The sequence below is a fragment of the Motilimonas thetidivivens genome (assembly GCF_046452435.1).
In the GTDB taxonomy this organism is placed as follows: Bacteria; Pseudomonadota; Gammaproteobacteria; order Enterobacterales; family CBDFNC01; genus Motilimonas.
On the sequence record NZ_JBKFDK010000033.1, the window covers coordinates 1 to 18,588 of the forward strand.

General features: G+C 46.2%; 11 protein-coding genes. 7 read left to right on the forward strand and 4 right to left on the reverse strand.

The window, feature by feature from the left end; genetic code table 11:
* Positions 1-93: 93 nt before the first annotated feature.
* The 4 genes from ACK8OT_RS18115 to ACK8OT_RS18130 all read left to right on the forward strand — a co-directional run bounded on the left by ACK8OT_RS18115 (position 94) and on the right by ACK8OT_RS18130 (position 8,136).
* Positions 94-2,289 carry a putative bifunctional diguanylate cyclase/phosphodiesterase gene (locus ACK8OT_RS18115; RefSeq protein ID WP_410197911.1) on the forward strand — a complete coding sequence of 732 codons (2,196 nt, stop codon included), beginning with the start codon at positions 94-96 and terminating at the stop codon, positions 2,287-2,289.
* 137 nt (positions 2,290-2,426) lie between these two features.
* Positions 2,427-3,833 carry an efflux transporter outer membrane subunit gene (locus ACK8OT_RS18120; protein ID WP_410197912.1) on the forward strand — a complete coding sequence of 469 codons (1,407 nt, stop codon included), beginning with the start codon at positions 2,427-2,429 and terminating at the stop codon, positions 3,831-3,833.
* On the forward strand, positions 3,830-5,029 hold the full coding sequence (locus ACK8OT_RS18125) for an efflux RND transporter periplasmic adaptor subunit (RefSeq protein ID WP_410197913.1): 1,200 nt from the start codon (positions 3,830-3,832) through the stop codon (positions 5,027-5,029). Before ACK8OT_RS18120 ends, ACK8OT_RS18125 begins: the two co-directional genes overlap by 4 nt.
* Complete coding sequence (locus ACK8OT_RS18130) at positions 5,029-8,136, forward strand: efflux RND transporter permease subunit (protein ID WP_410197914.1); 3,108 nt, start codon at positions 5,029-5,031, stop codon at positions 8,134-8,136. Before ACK8OT_RS18125 ends, ACK8OT_RS18130 begins: the two co-directional genes overlap by 1 nt.
* A 21-nt stretch (positions 8,137-8,157) precedes the next feature.
* On the opposite strand, the gene ACK8OT_RS18135 is transcribed toward ACK8OT_RS18130, so the two are convergent.
* Complete coding sequence (locus ACK8OT_RS18135; RefSeq protein WP_410197915.1) at positions 8,158-9,687, reverse strand: ATP-binding protein; 1,530 nt, start codon at positions 9,685-9,687, stop codon at positions 8,158-8,160.
* A gap of 80 nt (positions 9,688-9,767) precedes the next feature.
* Positions 9,768-11,984: a bifunctional diguanylate cyclase/phosphodiesterase gene (locus tag ACK8OT_RS18140; RefSeq protein ID WP_410197916.1), complete on the reverse strand. Its 2,217-nt coding sequence runs from the start codon at positions 11,982-11,984 to the stop codon at positions 9,768-9,770.
* Between the two features lie 333 nt (positions 11,985-12,317).
* Here ACK8OT_RS18140 and ACK8OT_RS18145 point away from each other — a divergent pair, with 333 nt between their 5' ends.
* Complete coding sequence (locus ACK8OT_RS18145) at positions 12,318-14,699, forward strand: sensor domain-containing protein (protein WP_410197917.1); 2,382 nt, start codon at positions 12,318-12,320, stop codon at positions 14,697-14,699.
* 64 nt (positions 14,700-14,763) lie between these two features.
* Here the strand turns inward: ACK8OT_RS18145 and ACK8OT_RS18150 are convergent, their stop codons facing one another.
* Together ACK8OT_RS18150 and ACK8OT_RS18155 are read right to left on the reverse strand one after the other, a co-directional pair.
* Complete coding sequence (locus ACK8OT_RS18150) at positions 14,764-15,591, reverse strand: HDOD domain-containing protein (protein WP_410197918.1); 828 nt, start codon at positions 15,589-15,591, stop codon at positions 14,764-14,766.
* Positions 15,592-15,980: 389 nt separating this feature from the next.
* Positions 15,981-16,808 (reverse strand): HDOD domain-containing protein, encoded by an 828-nt coding sequence (locus ACK8OT_RS18155; RefSeq protein ID WP_410197919.1) that lies wholly within the window; start codon positions 16,806-16,808, stop codon positions 15,981-15,983.
* Positions 16,809-17,127: 319 nt separating this feature from the next.
* Between ACK8OT_RS18155 and ACK8OT_RS18160 the strand changes: the two genes are divergently transcribed.
* Together ACK8OT_RS18160 and ACK8OT_RS18165 are read left to right on the forward strand one after the other, a co-directional pair.
* On the forward strand, positions 17,128-17,436 hold the full coding sequence (locus ACK8OT_RS18160) for a hypothetical protein (protein ID WP_410197920.1): 309 nt from the start codon (positions 17,128-17,130) through the stop codon (positions 17,434-17,436).
* Between the two features lie 96 nt (positions 17,437-17,532).
* The gene (locus ACK8OT_RS18165; RefSeq protein WP_410197921.1) at positions 17,533-18,447 is read left to right on the forward strand and encodes a metallophosphoesterase; all 915 of its coding nucleotides are present in this window, start codon (positions 17,533-17,535) and stop codon (positions 18,445-18,447) included.
* Positions 18,448-18,588 lie beyond the last annotated feature (141 nt).

Here is an 18,588-nt window from a genome sequence, read left to right on the forward strand (position 1 = left end):
TTTTATCTCTGCTTAGCATTCATGTGTACTAGTACGAGTGGCTAAAACCTTCACTGCGATTGGGCTGCCTGCTACCCAAGGGGATACGATTTGATGTTGAAAAAGTATGAGGTAATACATAGTTGGTATACCTCTTATCTGCCCCAGATTTTGAGTTTGTCGTGTTTTGTTGTCCTCATATTGGTTTTCTCCCTACTGATCGATTTGCTATTTAAGCATTGGGAAAAAGATCAGCAAATTACCTTAGATTTTATCGCGTTGCAGCAAGCCGATAGACTTGAGAGTGACCTTAATCATAGTCTTAGCGTGGCATTTCTTCTTGGTAAGTATTTGGAAGAGTCGCCAGACGGGCTGGACAATATTACAACAGCTAATGCCAAACGTTTTTTTGATCGCGTTAATACCATTGAAAGCATCCAATTTGCGCCTAATGGCATTATTGAGCAAGTTTACCCAGATACAGATCGCAACCGGCGTGCTATTGGCCTAAACCTGCTAGAAAATGATGATGTTGAAAAATCCGTATCAAGGGCGATTAATACTGGGCAGTTGACCTTAGCTGGCCCCGTAGAATTAGTGCAAGGTGGTTATGGTATTGTTGCTCGCCAGCCTATTTATGTTGAGCAAAATGGTCGTTCATCATTTTGGGGATTTGTTTCGGTGTTGATATCGATCCGAAATCTAATCAATGATCAATATCTGGAGCAGTTAAACTTTCATCACATCACTTATCGAGTGACCACTGGCATTGATCTGCCTCCTTCCCAACAGTTTGTTTTCGGCGATGAAAATTTTGTCGGTGATATCCATACTGAGGTCGAAATATTACTCGTTGATCGGCCTTGGCGCTTAGAGTTTTACCAAGATTTACCCAACCAAAGTATGTTGTTAATTATTCAATGGGTGATTGCGTTATTAATTAGTGGGTTGTCGGCAGGGCTCGTTTACAAGTTAATCTCCTCTCCTTACAAAGTGGCTCAGCAGATAGAGCGATACACCGCGAAGCTATCCAATAAAGCGAATATAGATCGCCTTACGGGGTTGATGAACCGTGAAGCGCTAAAAGTGGAATTACGCAAGGTGTTAGCTCAAACCCGAAGCCAATCGACGTTAGCGGCGATTATCTATATAGGTATAGATGATTTTAGGCGTATCAACGATGCTTTTGGTAACAGTGTTGGCGATCAAGTGCTGGTTCAAACTGCCGAACTATTACAACAAGTTTGCTCAAAACAAAACAAATTAGGGCGTGTGGGTGGCGATGAGTTTGTGATTGTTTTACTTCATCAATATAGCCAAGCATTTATTGATAAGCAGTTGCAGCATATTCTCAAATCATTGAATCATTCGATGACGGTTAATAAACAAGAAATACAATTTAGTACCTCCGCAGGGGTTGCGTTGATTCCGCAAGATGGTGAAAACGAAAATCAATTGTTACAACGCGCTAACTTGGCAATGGCGCAAGCAAAACGGCTCGGGAAGAATCGCTTTGCTTTCTTTCAAAGTGATATGGAAGAACAAGCAAAATCTATCTTGACCATTGAGATGGAACTCACAAGTGCCATTCGCAATAATGAATTGGTGCTTTTCTATCAGCCAATCGTGGATTTAGCCAAGGACAGAGCGGTTGGTTTTGAAGCCTTGATCCGCTGGCAGCACCCAAGTAAAGGGCTGATTTTTCCTGATGCTTTTATACCTGTTGCAGAGCAGAGTAAGCTTATTGTTGATGTCGGCTATTGGGTTATTGAATCGGCCTGTCAAACCTTGAGCCAGTTACCCGAACCCTTGTATCTCTCCATTAATTTATCTGCTCTCCAATTTGTTGATGTTAATTTAGTCGATAAAATCAAAGCCATTGTTGAGCGTTATCAGATAGATCCTAGACGCTTAACATTAGAGATAACCGAAACCTTATTAATTGAAAATTTAGATCAAGTGATAGCTTCATTACATGAGCTAAGAGCTTTTGGTACCCCAATTTCAGTGGATGACTTTGGTACAGGCCATTCTTCTTTGAACAAACTTAAAATAATGCCCGTTGATACATTAAAGATAGACCGCTCATTTATCATGGATCTCCCAGCTAACCACGAAGATCGTCAACTCACCGAAGCCATACTGCAAATTGCTCAAAAGCTGGATTTAAAAGTGGTTGCAGAGGGGATAGAAACACTGCAACAGCGTGACTTTTTAGCGGCTCAACAGTGCGAGTTTGGCCAAGGTTACTATTTCAGTAAACCCATTCCGCTGCAGCAAGCGCTCGATTACTTAAATGCGCAAACTTAGCGAGTTGAGCTGTCATGTCGATTATTTTACTGATGCGGACATAAAAATCGGGTAAAGATGTGTAAATCAGTAAACTAATTCAAGCTATAGTCAGTATTATTAAACTATTGCTTAGATTAAATTTAGTCAGGATGACGTTGATCAGATCCCCACTTAGCTTGTTATTAGCCCCTATTGTCTTAATTGGCTGTAGTTTAACGCCTGTGCAGCAGCTACCTATTGATACTGAAGTGGCCGCCACTTGGCAGGCAAGCGATGTCGAAGTGAATTCAATGGTGCAGGGGGCGGATTTTATGCCGCAATTGGCGGCCTTTCCTGAGCTGCTTAATTTAGTGCAACAAGGCTTAAAATCGAATCCGCAGTTGTTAGAGAGTCAGGCTCGCCTTGACGCAAGTTTAGCCGTATTAAAGCAACAACAAGCCCAAGCTTGGCCACAGCTTAATGCTTATCTATCCGGTCGCAGGCAAGATAATGGCTTAACCATTGCTGATAACCTTCAGCTAGGTATCGATTTAAATTGGGAGCTTGATATCTGGGGTAAGTTAGATGATAGCAGTCGGGCAGCCTTGTTAGATGCGAGTCAGCAACTTAACTTGTTGCGACAACAACAATTATCTTTGACGGCGCAAATCGCTAAGCAATGGTTTAACTTAATTGCTGCGCAGCGCCAATTTGAGCTGATCCATCAACGCCGCCTTAACTTACAAAACAATCTCATCATTATTGAGGAAAGCTATCAAGCGGGGATCAGTAAAGCGCTCGATGTATTTTTAGCGCGTGCCGATGTTGCGGGCGCACAAAGTGCAGAAGCCGCTAAGCAAGATGAAATCCTTCAGGCCAGCCGCGCTTTGCAAATCAGCCTAGGCCAATATCCCAGTGGGGCATTGCGTGGCCAAGGTGAATTGAGTCTGAATTTAGATATGATCCCAGCCGGCATCCCATCTCAGGTATTACAGCGCCGACCCGATATTCAAGCCGCGCAGGACGCTTTAAGTGCGGCCAATGCGCGGATCTCGGTAGCATATAAAGAAAAGTTTCCTAGCCTAAGATTAACCTCTGGAGTTGGTACTAGCTCAGCTGAGTTATCTGATTTACTTAAAGCCGACAGCCTAGTGTGGAATGTGTTTGCTAACTTAACCAGCCCATTATTTAACGCCGGCTTGCTTGAAGCCAGATTACAGCAACAACAAGCCCAAGCCTTAGCGCAAGCGGCTAACCTTCAGCAAGTGATACTGAACGCGTTTACCGAGGTGGAATCGGCGCTCTCGAAAGAGTCGGCATTAGTTGAACAGCTTGATAAGGTCTCGATTGCCGCAGCAAACTCATTGCTGGCTGAAGAGCTTGCCTTTGAGCAATACCAAAGTGGCTTGGTTGAATACGTGACCGTACTGGAAGCGCAGCGCCGCTCTTTTGATAGCCAAACCAACCAAATTAGTATCCGTAATCAGCGACTGCAAAATCGCATTGATTTATTGCTCGCTTTGGGGGGCGATCCGAACACGCTTCCCGTCACCGAATTCACAGATCAAGAGGTAACACAGTGACCGCAGCCGAACGACCTTTATGGGCCAAAGTGATCCGTTTTATTTTACCTGTGCTGGTGCTCGTGGTCGCAGGGGCGATTGCTTGGTATTTAGCGGTTAATCGACCGCAAGCATTGACCCGCCCCGCGGCTAAGGCGCCCGTGGTCAGCGTAGCGGTAATGGACTTAACCTTGCAGCAATACCCAGTTTCAATTCAAAGCTTTGGCACTATTCAACCGCGTAGCCAAGGTGCCTTAGTGAGCCAAATTTCAGGGTCGATAACCAAGGTGAGTCCTAACTTTGTGGTGGGCGGCTTTTTTGAGCAAGGTGAAGTGTTAGTTGAAATTGATAACCGAGATTATGTGGCGGCGAAACAAATTGCGCAGGCGGCATTAACGCAGGCTCAGTTAGCCTTAGTTGAAGAGCAGGCCAGAGTTGAACAGGCGAAGCGAGATTGGCTGCGTCTGGGTAAAGGTAAAGCCACCGAATTAGTGCTGCGAAAACCGCAGTTAGCCGCGGCGCAAGCCAATGTGACCTCGGCGCGGGCAAAACTAGAGCAGGCTAAGCTGGATCTAGAGCGCACCCAAATTCGGGCTCCTTATGCGGGACGATTATTAACTAAACAGGTGGATCTTGGGCAGTTCGTTGGGGCCGGAGCCAATTTAGCCAATATATATGCGGTGGATTATGTGGAAGTGCGCTTGCCGCTCAATCAGCAGCAGCAGGCCCTGATTGATTTACCTGAGCGATATCGCCAACAAACCACCTTGCCTAATCGTCCAGCTGTGACCATTAGCGCTCAACTAGGCCGGCAAACATTTAGCTGGCAGGGTGAGATAGAGCGTACCGAAGGGGCGCTTGATAGTAATAGCCGCCAACTTTACGCCATCGCGCGCATTGACGATCCTTATGGTCAGCAAAACCAAGACAAACCGCCGTTAAAGATTGGTCAATTTGTTGATGCCAAGATTGCCGGACAAGTATTAACCGATGTACTGGTTGTGCCACGCGATGCCGTCTATCAGGGCAATCAAGTGATCGTGTTTGAAGCGGGTGTGCTGGTGCGTAAAACCGTGGACGTGGTGTGGGGCAGTAATGACGCCTTTATCGTCGATGGTGGCCTCAGCGCGGGTGAGAAACTGGTGACGACGCCTTTGGGGAATATCGTGTCTGGTACCCGCGCTAAGCTTGCTAACGCAGCGCAGGAGCAAAACTAATGCATGGTTTGATCCGCTGGTTTACCCACAACCATGTTGCTGCCAACTTGATGATGGTGTTGATCATCTTATTAGGTTTGCAAGCACTTACTCAACGCATTCCCTTAGAGGTGTTTCCGTCGTTTGAGTTGGACTTGGTCAGCGTGAACGTTGCCTTGCCGGGGGCGACCCCAGCAGAAGCCGAAGAAAGCTTGGCCATTCCCATCGAAGAAGCCATTTTAGACATTGAAGGGATTAAAGAAATCACGTCGAGTTCAGCCGAAGGCGCAGCTAGGGTATCGGTGGAAATTGCCTCAGGTTATGACACCTATCGCGTTAAGGATGAGATAAAAAATCGCATTGATGCGTTAAATACCTTACCCACTAGTGCTGAGCGCCCTGTGATCAGCCAAACCATTCATCAGCGCGAAGTAATCAGTGTCACCGTGTCGGGTGAGCTCAGTGAGCGCGAGTTAAAGCTATTGGGTGAGCGAGTACGCGATGATATTCAGGGGCTAGAAGGCATTTCTCATGTCAGTTTAGAGTCGGTGCGACCCTATGAGATTTCCATTGAAGTGTCTGAGCAAACCTTGCGTGAGTACAACCTGACCATGGCCGAAGTCAGTAGTGCGGTGCAACAAGGATCGCTGGATCTATCCGGTGGTAGCATTAAAACCATGGGCGGTGAGATCCTGCTGCGCAGTAAAGGCCAAGCTTATCAAGGGCGCGACTTTGGCAATATCGTGGTGCGCACTGCAGCCGATGGCAGCCGGTTATTGTTATCGGATATCGCCACTATCCGTGACGGTTTTGATGAAACGCCGATCCAAGCTCGATTTAATGGTCAGCCCGCCGTGATCATTGAAGTTTATCGGGTGGGGCAGCAAAGTGCGATTGAGGTGGCCGATAAGGTCAAAGCTTACATCGAGCAAGTGAGGCCGACCCTACCGGTCGGCGTCAGCATTGATTATTGGCGCGATGGCTCTAAGGTGGTCAAGGCGCGGTTGAAAACCTTAACCGACAGTGCGGTGCAAGGCTGTATCTTAGTGATTATCTTACTGGCTTTATTTTTGCGCCCCTCTATCGCGTTTTGGGTCACCATGGGGATCCCTGTTAGCTTTATGGGCGGGCTGTTGGTGATGCCTTTATTGGGGATCACGTTAAACGTTATTTCACTGTTTGCCTTTATCATGGTGCTAGGGATCTTGGTCGATGACGCCATCGTGACCGGGGAAAATGTTTACGCTCATCAGCAGCGCGGAGCCAGCCCACTGCAAGCGGCGATTGTCGGTACTCAAGAGGTGTCGGTACCGGTGACCTTTGGTATTTTGACCACCATAGCGGCATTTGCGCCCTTGGCCTTGATTGAAGGGGCACGGGGACAGATTTTTGCTCAAATCCCCATGGTGGTGATCCCGGTGTTGCTGTTTTCATTAGTGGAATCAAAGCTTATTTTACCGGCTCACTTAAAGCATATTCGCTTGCACTCGACTAAGCCAAGCCGTTTTAGTCAGTGGCAAAGCCGTTTTGCCGACGGTTTTGAGCGCTTTATATTACGCTTTTATCGCCCGTTACTCGCCGCTGTGCTAAGGCGGCGCTATCTGGCTTTTGCTTCGGCGCTGGCAGTGGCTATCGTGATCTTTACCATGGTGGCCAGCGGCTGGACTCGGTTTGTCTTTTTCCCTCGGGTGCCTTCGGAAACGGCTCGCGCGACGCTTGTGATGCCCGCAGGTACTGCCTTTGCGACGACAGATTATTATGTTGAAAAAATGCTCGATGCCGTGACGCAGCTGCAGGACAAATATCGCGATCCTGCAACCGGACAAAGCGTTATTTTAGATGTGTTTGCGACCACGGGCTCGACCGGAGGCGATGGCAGTGGTGATGCGGCGAAAGGGCGGGTTATGTTTGAACTTGAGCCACCTGAAACGCGCACGGTAGATGTATCAACCAATCAGTTGGTTAAAGAGTGGCGGGCTTTAATCGGCCCGATTGCAGGGGCTGAAAGCGTTTCGTTTCGCGCTGAAATTGGCCGCGGCGGCTCACCGCTGGATGTGCAGTTGAGTGCACGGGATTATGCGACGTTAAATGCTGCAAGTGCCCAACTTAAACAAAAGCTGGCTTTGTATCCTGGGGTATTTGATATTGAAGACAGTTTGGCCAAAGGCAAGACCGAGTTACAGCTAAATATCAAACCCGAAGCGCAAGCGCTTGGTTTAACGCTCAATGATTTAGCTAAACAGGTAAGACAAGGCTTTTACGGCGATCAGGTGCAGCGGATCCAGCGTGGCCGTGATGACGTTAAGGTATTTGTGCGTTACCCCCAAGCCGAACGTCAATCCTTGTATCACTTACAAAATATGTTGATTCGAACGCAATCTGGCATCGCCGTGCCGTTTAATGAAGTGGCCACGGTAACGACCCTGCAAAGTCCGGCCACGATCACCCGCAAGGATCGCCAGCGTGTCATTAATATTATGGCGGATGTGAACAAAGAAACCGCTGATATTGAAGCGATTAAGCGTGATTTATCCTTGTATTTGGCCGAGTTAGCTGAGCAGCATACGGGCTTAAGTTACAGCCTGGAAGGGGAGGCCAAAGAGCAAAGTGAGTCCTTTACTAGCCTTGCCTTTGGGCTAGTGTTTGTGATGTTTGCTATCTATGCTTTATTGGCTATCCCGTTTAAATCTTACAGTCAGCCCTTTGTGGTGATGTCGGTGATCCCCTTTGGCGCTATCGGTGCCATTATTGGTCATTGGCTGATGGCGATGCCTTTGACCATCATGTCGATGATGGGAATGCTGGCGTTAACTGGAGTGGTGGTGAACGACTCTTTGGTGCTGGTGGATTACATTAATCGTCAGCGGGCCAAAGGGATAGCGCTGCAAACCGCGGTGCGCAGGGCTGGGGTCGCTCGATTTAGGGCGGTGATTTTAACCTCAATTACCACCTTTGCAGGATTAATGCCGCTGATTTTTGACCAATCCACGCAAGCGCAGTTTTTGATCCCAATGGCGGTGTCGCTGGGCTTTGGTATCATTTTTGCCACCATGATTACACTATTGTTGGTTCCGGTGAATTATCTACTGCTCGCAGACTTGAAAAAAATGCTGCGAACCATTCGGTGAACAAATCGGGTTTGTGAGGTATTAGCCGAGATTGGGGATAAGCAAGCGGAAACCACATCCCCCCGTGGCTGGGCGATATTGGCTTATTTCCCCTTTTAAGCCTTGGGTCACTAAGTTGTAAACTAAATTTAGGCCTAATCCTTTACGCCCTTCACCGCGGGCGCTGGTAAAGAAGGGATCATAAATATTCGGCACTAACTCTTCAGGAATGCCTCGGCCATTGTCTTCGATGCGAATTTCGATTTGGTTATTTATCAGGGTGCAATACAGGGAAATTTTGTCGTTAGGATCTTGGCGCAGGCCGTGCTCTAGTGAATTTAGAATAAGATCTTCAATGACTTGTGCCAGCATCCAAGCGTCGGTATTGATGGCTGCCTGCTCCGGCGTGACTTGAACCTGCAGATTAAAGTGTTGTGGTTTGCGGTAATGGGAGATGGCTAACTTGGCTGCTTGTTTCAGCCATACATTGAGTTGCAGCCGCTCTATTGTCCCTGTGTTAGTGCTCACCACCGACAGGCGTTTAAATTGAGTTACCAGCTCGGCCATTTTAGTAATATTAGTGTTGATGATGTCGTAGCCTTCTAGCCCCGTGTTGATTAGATCGGTTAACCGCGTTTTGGATATTTTACCTTGGGCGAGATCATCAGCTAGGGCCTGCAGCAGTTCAGGTTGTAAACTGGCGGCGGTTTTGATGATCCCAAGCGGCGTATTAAGCTCGTGTGCCATGCCGATAACCAGATGGTTTAGGGCTTTGTGCTTTTCGGCTTCCATCAGCTCCTTTTGGGTATTGGTCAGATCGGTTAAGGTGGCTTCTAAACGCAGGGTTTTTTCGTTTAGCGATGCCGTTCGTTGCTCAACTTGGCGCTCTAAATCTGCATTGGCTTGCTCTAGGGCTAGTTGTGCTTGGGTAAGCTCTTTGGTGCGTTCATTAATGCGCTGCTCTAGCTCCTCATTGAGTAAATAGAGCGACTCTTCGGTTTGTTTGAGCTTGATAAACTCGCCCAATAATGAGCCAAATAAACGTAAAATATGGCTTTGGTAAGTTTGAAAGGGGGCGTGGTTTAACAGGTTATCACAGGCTATCCAACCTATGACTTCGTCCTTGTCCCAAATGGCAATGGCGGCGTTCCAGCCTTTGCCTACCGCGACGACTTCGCCTGGGTTTTCGGTAAACTCATAAAGTGCTTGATCATGCCAAACGCAGACCTTGCCGCGTGTTGACATCTCTCTAATGACGACTTTAACGTCTTCTAGCATAGGTGACGCGTAATCGGCCTCACTGCGAATATTGCCCAGATCGTCCGTACCCCAGGTGCCATACATCCAGTCACGTTCTCGATCTATCATTAAGATTCCCATGCGATCTATGTTTAGCTGTTGAATACAGGCTGTCACCGCCAGGCGGTAGAGATCATCTAAGGTTGCTGCCTGAGATAAGGAGATAGATATTTCATGAAGTAAGAATAGCTGGTGATAGAAATCCTTAGACTGTTCAGTGTTGTCTAGTAGCTCATTGGAGGCATCATCGGAGTAAGTGATTAAGCGAGCCATTGCGCACCTTATAATATCCTTAATGCTTTTAGTTTAGGTGATAAGCTTGTCCTTGGTGATGTATTGCCATGGAATCTAAATTATTTTTTTATCAAATGTTGCTCGATATAGGTTAATGCTTGCTGTAATGGTACCGGTTTACTGAAGTAGTAGCCTTGGCCAAAGTTGCATTTGTGCTCCAATAAAAAAGCTTGCTGTTGGACGGTTTCAACCCCTTCTGCGACCACCTTCAAGGATAGCTTTTGTGCCATTAGTAAAATCGCTTCGGTGAGCTCTTTGTCTTCTTTGTTATCGGGTAAGTCCATAATAAAGGCGCGATCGACTTTGAGGGTATTGATGGGCATGACTTTTAACTTGCTTAAAGAAGAATGACCCGTGCCAAAGTCATCGACCGAAATGCCAAGGCCAAAGTCGCGCAATGATTTTAGTGAGCTAACCACTTGTTCGATGTTTTCAATCAAAAGGGTTTCGGTGATCTCTAAGGTGATTCGGTTCGGGTTGGTGTGATATTGATGGATGATTTGTTTCATCCGCATAGACAGCTGCGGATCCATGAATTGGCGCGCCGAAACGTTAATTGAAATATACACATGAGGTGGAAACTTAGGCAGCGCTTTACAGGCTGCTTCTAATACCCAATAGCCAATTTCGGTAATCAAATGGCTTTGCTCTGCAACAGGGATAAACGCATCGGGAAAGATCAGGCCTTTGTCGGGATGTTGCCAGCGGATCAAGGCTTCAAAGCCAACAGGATCGCCGCTACTTAGCTCGACAATAGGCTGATAAAATAACACTAATTCATCACGTTGCAGGGCTTGATTTAATTCTAGCTCGACCGAGATATTGGACTTCACCAAGGCTTCCATGCTGGTGTTGTAAAACATAAAGCGGCGTTTGCCCTTTTGTTTTGCTTGGGTCATAGCAAGGTTGGCGTGTTGCAACAAGACTTCGGCGCAATCGCCATCTTGTGGCAGTAGTGCGACCCCCGCCGAAATACTAAATTGTAATTGATGATGGTCGATGGCCATGGGCTGGCCTAAGGTTTGCAAAAGCTGTTGTAGCCATTGTTCAATGGCTTTGATACTCGACTGAGGTGGCAAAATGATCGCAAATTCATCGCCGCCAGCGCGGGTGATTATATGGTCATCATGACAGACTTGTCTTAGCCGCAAGGTGGTTTCGAGCAATAACTCATCCCCCACTTTGTTGCCAAACGCATCATTGAGACGTTTAAAATCGTCGACGCCAAGATAGACCAAAGCCGCAATTTGATGATCTTGATTGTGTTGGTTATGAGCATGCAAATTGGTCAAGGCTTTATCCAGCTCAAGCTGCAATAAGGAGCGGTTTTTTAAGCCGGTTAAATTGTCATAATAGGCGAGGCGTGATAACTGCTCAGTTTGGTTCGCTAGGTCATCGGCCATGCGATAAGGGGCATTGGCTATTTTGTAAATAAAACTGGTAAAAACCCCACTGAGTATCAAGGCGATTAATCCCATTTTGATTAATAAGCCCTGTTGCTCAGGTAAGGTTTGAGACAGGGTTAATTGCCAATTGTTGTTATTGATGCTCAAGCCTGAGCTAGCGCTGATATCTCCATCGAGTTGTGCTGCCCCTAAAATTTGCTGCTGCGCTTCGCCAACTAAGCGATAGGTGTGCAGTTGAAACTGAATATGGTGATTGTCTAAGCTGGTTAGGTTTTTACTATCAAGTAGTCGATTAATCGCTAGCACAACGGAGGAAAAGCCCCAAAAGATCGCCTCACCTTCTTGTTCAATGAAAACCGGGTAGCGACCAATAATGCCTTGGCCTCCTTGAATTAACTCAAATGGTCCAGCTAGGGTGAGTTGCTGTTGCAGGATGGCTTGTTGCGCTTCTTGTTTTCGTTGGTCATCTTGCAATATGTTGTGGCCAAGGACGGCCTCATTGCCTGCGCGTGGGTAAACATGACTTATGATGCCATTAGGTGCTAGCTGTAAACTCGTGATGGCGGATGATTGCTGCTGTAAGTAGCGGGCATGTTGTTCAAAATTCGTTAATTTTCCTTGGCTGTATTCAACGTGTTTACCCAGCAATATTGCTGTGCTTAGGCCTTGATTGATAGATTGGGATAATAATTCGGCTTGCTGCTCAGCGATTAGCTCTAGGGTTGAGGTTTGCTCATTTTTCCAAGCATGATGCAGGGCATCTATGGTGAAAAAGCTCAATAAAGCGCAAACAATCACACTGATTAAAGCAAAAATATAAGGCGGGTGACCAAATAGAAATTTGCGCGCATCAAATCGCGTATGTGTCATTGGGTATCCTTAAAATTTATACAGCTAAGTATAGGATAGACGTTGAAATACCGTGTTACTTGTTATCATTAAGTTGCGTATGAGGTAAAGCAAAAGCATAGGGTTATGTGGCCTAGCTAGAAAAATAGGGATCCAATTTTTATTATTAAATTGCTGTTTTGTTCATTTTTTTGTCGTGTTGCTTTAATTCGCTTTCAGTAAGGGAATAGAGAAATAAAATAGCGTGGTTGTTTTGTGATCTCTCTGGGTGTTTATCATATGTATGAAGGTATTTTTTTGACTTTTTGGTAGAGTGTAGCCTTTGTTATTCGCTTGTTGCTAGGATGCGACCCCATGACTGATGTTTCAACGCCCCTTCCTCTTGATCTGATCGCTCCATTGCAGCACCAATATGCGCAAAGCTTGGTGTTATTGCTCGATCAAAAGGGCAACATTGTCTATCAAAACCAAACCGCAGAGCGGGAGTTGGGCGGGGTTGCCAACATTGAACAAGTGATTCCTGCTTTGGCATCCAGTATTGCTTGGGTCAGCTTTTGGAACCAAGTGCGCTCTAAGGCGGTGCTTGACACCCGTTATGATATTGCCTGCCTTACTGGGGCTAAGCTAATTCATTGCCAATGCCGCTTCCTTGAGTCTGAGCACAGTATTCTGATTGAGGGGGTTTGCTCAACTAAATTGAGCGATGAGCTAGCACAGTTGACCATTTATAAACGTATCGTCGCCTCGTCGTCTGATTTAGTTGCTTATGTCAATCAGCGGCTAGAGATGGAGTTAATCAACCCAAGTTTTTCGCGCTTTTTTAATATCGGTGAATTTGTGTCGCAAATGCCGATAGCGCAAGTGTTTGATGAGCAAGTTTTTCAAGATCATATCTTGCCTCGTTTACAGCTAAGCCTGAAAGGCTCGATCTGTACTCATCAATTTTGGGTTTCTAATATCAAGGGGCGACGCTGCCTAGAAATTACTTACACCCCGTTTACTCAGCAACAAGGTGAAATCAGTGGCGTCGTGCTTGACGCCCGAGACATTACCGAGCGCGTGTTGGCCGAGCAAGCGCGGGCATTGGCCAGTAAGGTGTTTGATAATGCCGCCGAAGCGATTTTGATAGAAGATGATAAGCAACGTATTGTTTCGGTAAACCAAGCTTTTTGTCAGATCACAGGTTATCACAAAAACGAAGTGGTGGGGCGCACTGGATTATTGCTTAATTCGCCCAAAAATGACCCCGTGTTATTGCGCAAAATGTGGCGGGAGCTTAACCGTGATGGTGTATGGCGTGGTGAAATATGGGGACAGCGTAAAGATGGCAGTGATTTTCCGGGCTGGCTTTCTATCGCTGCGGTGCGTGATGGTGAACGTGATAGGGTGACAAAATATGTGTCCTTGTTCTCCGACTTAACTCATAAAAAACGTAGTGAAGAGCGGATTTGGCGTCAAGCGAACTTTGACTCTTTAACTGGCATAGCCAACCGTCAACGATTTGAATTACATCTTGAAAAAGCCATGTCGGAGCAGCAAGCTTGTGTCTTGCTATTCATTGAATTTGATAGCTTTAAAGCTACCAACGATCGTTATGGTCATTCGGTGGGCGATCAGCTACTCAGAGATATTGCCTTGCGATTACTGGCGAGTGTGCAACCTAACGACGTTTGCGCGCGATTTGGCGGTGCCGAATTTGCGATTATGTTGAATGCTCCCGAGAGCATTAGCCAGCAAACCAATATTTGTTTGCAGTTGCTAGATAGAATTTCCCAAGTCTTTGTTGTGGATAATAAAAATCTATTTTTAAGCTGCCATATTGGTATTGCTCAAGCTTATACCGATGCGCTAACAGCAACGGATTTAGTCGATAAAGCGCATATGGCGATGACTCAAGCCAAGTCTCAGCAACACACACGTTTTTTACGCTACAGCGCCGAACTCGAGTCGCATGCTCAGTTAAAACTGAATTTCGAGAATGAATTGCGCCGTGGTTTAAAGCAACAGGAATTCGAGTTAGCGTATCAGCCTATTTTGGCCATGTCGTCGCAGCAGTTAATCGCTACCGAGGCCTTGATTCGCTGGCGACACCCGCAGCGAGGGTTGCTGGGAGCAATTGATTTTCTTGAGCAAGTCGAAGACGCTGACATGTTGCATCCGCTTAATGAATGGATGTGCCAAGAGGCAATAAAGCAATACCATCAATGGCAGCAACAGGGACTTGATGTTGGTCGCTTAGCGCTAAACATAGCGCATTTGCAGTTAAAAGATCTGGGCTTTTTCCACTTTTTACAAGGTTTAATGGAGCAGTATTCGATTCGTCCTGAGCAATTGATCCTGGAAGTGACAGAGAAGTTCATTATTGAAAGCAGTAACGAAATTATCGCCCAATTTACCCGTTTGCAGCAGCAAGGTTTGTTATTGGCGTTAGATGATTACGGCCGAGGTTATGCTTCGCTGCATTACCTGAAAAAATTCCCACTCAATATCATTAAACTTGAGCGTGTGTTTATTAAGGACATTGAATCCTCAGAAGTGGATTTACTGCTCGCCGAAAGCAGTATTCAATTGGCGAATAAGCTAGGCTTAACCATAGTTGCCGAGGGCGTGGAAACTCAGCCTCATTATGATTTATTGCAACAATTAGGTTGTGACTGGATGCAAGGTTACTTTGTGAGTGCGCCCGAAACCGGAGAAGGTTTTGAACGATGGCTGCAGGGCTTTCAAGCGAAGTAATCTTATTTGAGACCATAAAAAAGAGGGCGATTATGCCCTCACGTCATCCCAAATCGATTTGTTGTTAATCAAGCAACTCAATCAGCGCTTTACTCTCGGCTAGAATGGCTTCTTTGGCATTGAGAATATCACTTAGGGTTAATTCAAGGCGAATAGCGAGCGCCTTGTTGTAATGTTCAACGATCTCTTCTTCGCTCCATTCCTGTTGCCAAGCATGGTTAAAGAAACTGGCCATGCAGATAAAACCCGCCTCAAAGTTAAATGTTTCGGCTTCCAGTGGCGATAACTGATCTTCAATAGCGTGGACGAAATGATCGGAAAACTTCCAGCGTTTGGCGAGCTCTGCTCCCACTTTGGCATAGTTAAAACCAAGTACATCTTGCTCGGCTTCTTCCCGTGTTAGGCCTTGGTCAACTTTCGCTGTAATGGCCGCCTCGTTTTCTGGTGTGTCGGCAATTAAAATTATCAACTCACCGAGGTTATGTAACATGGCGCAGGTAAAAGCGGTATCGGCTGGGTGGCTGGTCTGCTTCGCAAGGGACTTGGCAATGCTGGCAACACGGAAGGTGTCACCCCAAAACGCATTTTGGTCAAAGCTATCAAAATGTTTGAATGACGATGAAATGCCCGAGGCCATGACTAAGGTGCGCACCGTATTAAATCCTAATCGGATCACCGCATCTTCAATGCTGGTGACTTCTTTACCTCGGCTGAAGTGCGCCGAGTTAACTAAACGTAGCACTTTGGCACTGATAACGGGGTCTAAAGCGATTTTTTGGGCAACGCCAACGATGTCTGCATCGTCGTTATTAAAGGTTTGAATAAGCTCTTGAACGACTTTTGGTATGGTCGGTAACTTATCTAATTGGCTAAAAAGTGTTTGTATTTCCATGTAAGCCTCTGATAGATAAAACGGAGTAGATGACAACGTATTAATTGTTAGTCAAATTGCGGGTTTTGGTAGAGGCAATCTCCCTTTTTTCCCCTTAACAGCTAGCTTTTGCGAGCAAAATCACACCTAGCTCACGATAGCGCGCTTTTTACTGCTGCGGCTTGATCACCAAATAAGACGTTTGTTTTTGTTTACCGTATTTAACTAACTGACTGAGCTCGGTTTGGCTAATGGGCATATAGGCGGAGGTAATCATGTCATTGGGGGTACCCTAGGCTAGTGAAGAAGGAACCCCTTCTCATTACAGTCACTTAATATCGCTCAAAAGCGACCTTTTCGACATGAAAAAAATGGCGCTAGTGTTAGTGCTAACGCCACTATGGCTAGTTTTAATGCCCCAATGACATGGCAAGCTCGTTGCCTTGATGTTGTAAGTCATCGAGTTGGCCCGCTAATGACTCAGGGTTGATATCCAAGTAATCGGCTAAGGCTTTAGGGAAACGACCGACAATAGCTTGTGCCGGTACGCCCGCATTCCATGCAAAGTTAATGAATACGGCGAGGCGGATCAAGATAGCTTCAGATGAGACATTCTCGAAAGAAAGAGGATCTAACTGATGCTCGATGGCATTAATGAAGGTGGTCGAGAAGTTCCAGCGTTTTGCGAGCTCCACTCCAACCTGACTATAATCAAAGCCCAACACTTCGCGCTCAGCTTCAATGCGGCTCGCGCCGTTTTCTATCGACATGGCAACCAATGCCATCTCTTCTGGTAGGCTAGATTGTAATAAAATCTCACCGATATTATGCATCATGGCGCAAGTGAAAGCTGTTTCTGGCTCAACCTTGGTGTGCTTAGCGAGCGCTTTCGCTATGGTGGCAACGCGGAAGGTATCGGCCCAAAATTTGTTTTTATCAAAACCGGGGGTGGCTGGAAATGCGCTACTGATACCTGATGCAATGACGATACTGCGCATGGTATTAAAGCCAAGGCGGATGACGGCTTGTTCAATCGAGGTAACTTCTTTACCGCGGCGATAAGCTGCCGAGTTGGCCATTTTGATAACCTTAGCACTCAGCGATTGATCCATTGCGATCTTTTTTGCCAGCACATCAATGCGCGCGTTGTCATCTCCAAAGCTCTCCATCAGCTCGGCTAATAAAGCGGGAACGACTGGGAGTTGTTTTAGTTTGGAGAAAACTTCATCTAATTGCATTGTGTGGATTCCTGCTGTGGATCGAAAGTATACCTAAATGATAGCAGTATGAGATTGCCATAGACTATGACTGGTAGCTTGATCTGTTTCACTAATTCAGCATAATGTGCACACATCAACAAAAAACGATCTAAATAATCGGTTTTCTTAAATTAAGCTATATTAGTTATGCTTTGTTGTAGCGGTTGTTTTGTTTGTTGACAGGAGTCCCCATTGGCATGGTTGCCGTCACTTGTAGGAGTAGCCATGAACTTATCTATTTTTAACACTCTTCAGCGCGTTCTTGATTCCATTTATTTGGCTTTTTTAGGTGACATTTATGCCCGTTGAACAAGCAAGCGCAATCATCGCCCTTGCTGATAGGGTTCGCCATGATCACGAGGTCAATATCGATCTTGAAACCGCGCAGTTAATTCAGCATTTATTCGCGCATAAACCACATTCTCTCTATCATTTGGTGCAACATAATTTAGTTTTACAACAAGAGCTACAACGTGTGCGCCAACAAAATCATGAACTAGAGCAGTTAGTTAAAGTGACTCGCCCGGTGTCATCAGGCTGGTTAACTTGGTTGGAGCGTAAATTGATGAGTGCTCAGGTCGCCCCTGTGAGTAAAAATGATCAATAATGGGACGTTTTCAGACATGTGTGAATACCCTTAGCTGGGAACAAATCGTAACAGCTTGCTATAGCAAATCACCTAACGGGAATTGGGAGTCAATAATTGCAAGGATATGATGTCATTGGCGATGTTCATGGTCGAGCTGACTTGTTAGTCAAATTACTTGAACAGCTTGGCTATTCTCGCCAGTCCGGTGTGTTTGTGCATCCCGAACGCCAAGCAATTTTCATTGGCGATATCATAGATTACGGCCCGCAGCAGCGCGAGACATTGCACCTAATACAAAAAATGGTAGCGGCGGGCTCAGCTCAAGTGGTGCTTGGCAATCACGAATTTAATGCAGTGGCTTTTGCAACCCCAGACCCCAATGACAGTAGTCGTTTTTTACGTCCACATAGCAATAAAAATCGGGTCCAGCATAAGGCCTTTTTGGCGGAGTTTGCCTCCCAACCTAACGCGTATCAAGCTGCGATTAACTGGTTTAAAAGCTTGCCATTATTTCTAGAGCTTAATGGTGCAGGCTTTATTCACGCGGCTTGGTCAGAGCCCTTGATAGGTCAATTACGACCTATGCTTAACCCTGATAACAGTTTGCCTGATAGTCTTTGGATAGAGGCCTGCCAACGCGGCAGTTGGCAATACGAAGCGATAGAAAAATTACTAAAAGGCCCTGAAGTTACCTTGCCTACAGGCTATTTTTTCAATGATAAGCATGGCCATCAACGCAATGATATTCGGGCTAAATGGTGGTTGCCTGAGCCGCAAGATTATCGCGAGTTGGCATTGGTGCCATATGGCCAAGAGCAATATATTCCCACCCTGCCAATACGAGAGCCGTTACGTGGCTTTGGTCGAGAAGGGTTAGTGTTTAATGGTCATTATTGGCTCAGAGGCCAGCCTCATGCTCAGTCCGATAAGGTTATATGTACCGATTACAGTGGCGATAATAAACTGACTGCTTATCGATGGTCGTTAGAGGCTACGCCCAATAATGCGCATTTTGTGCAGGTGGGTTAGTGAGTGTCTGAAGATGAGTGGGAAGGCTGATTTTTAGGCAAAAAAACGGGGCGATATCCGAAGATATCGCCCCTTGTAGTCAAAACATCGAATTCCTTGATGTATGGTGCTCCCTGCGCTCCCTGACTTTTATACCTAATC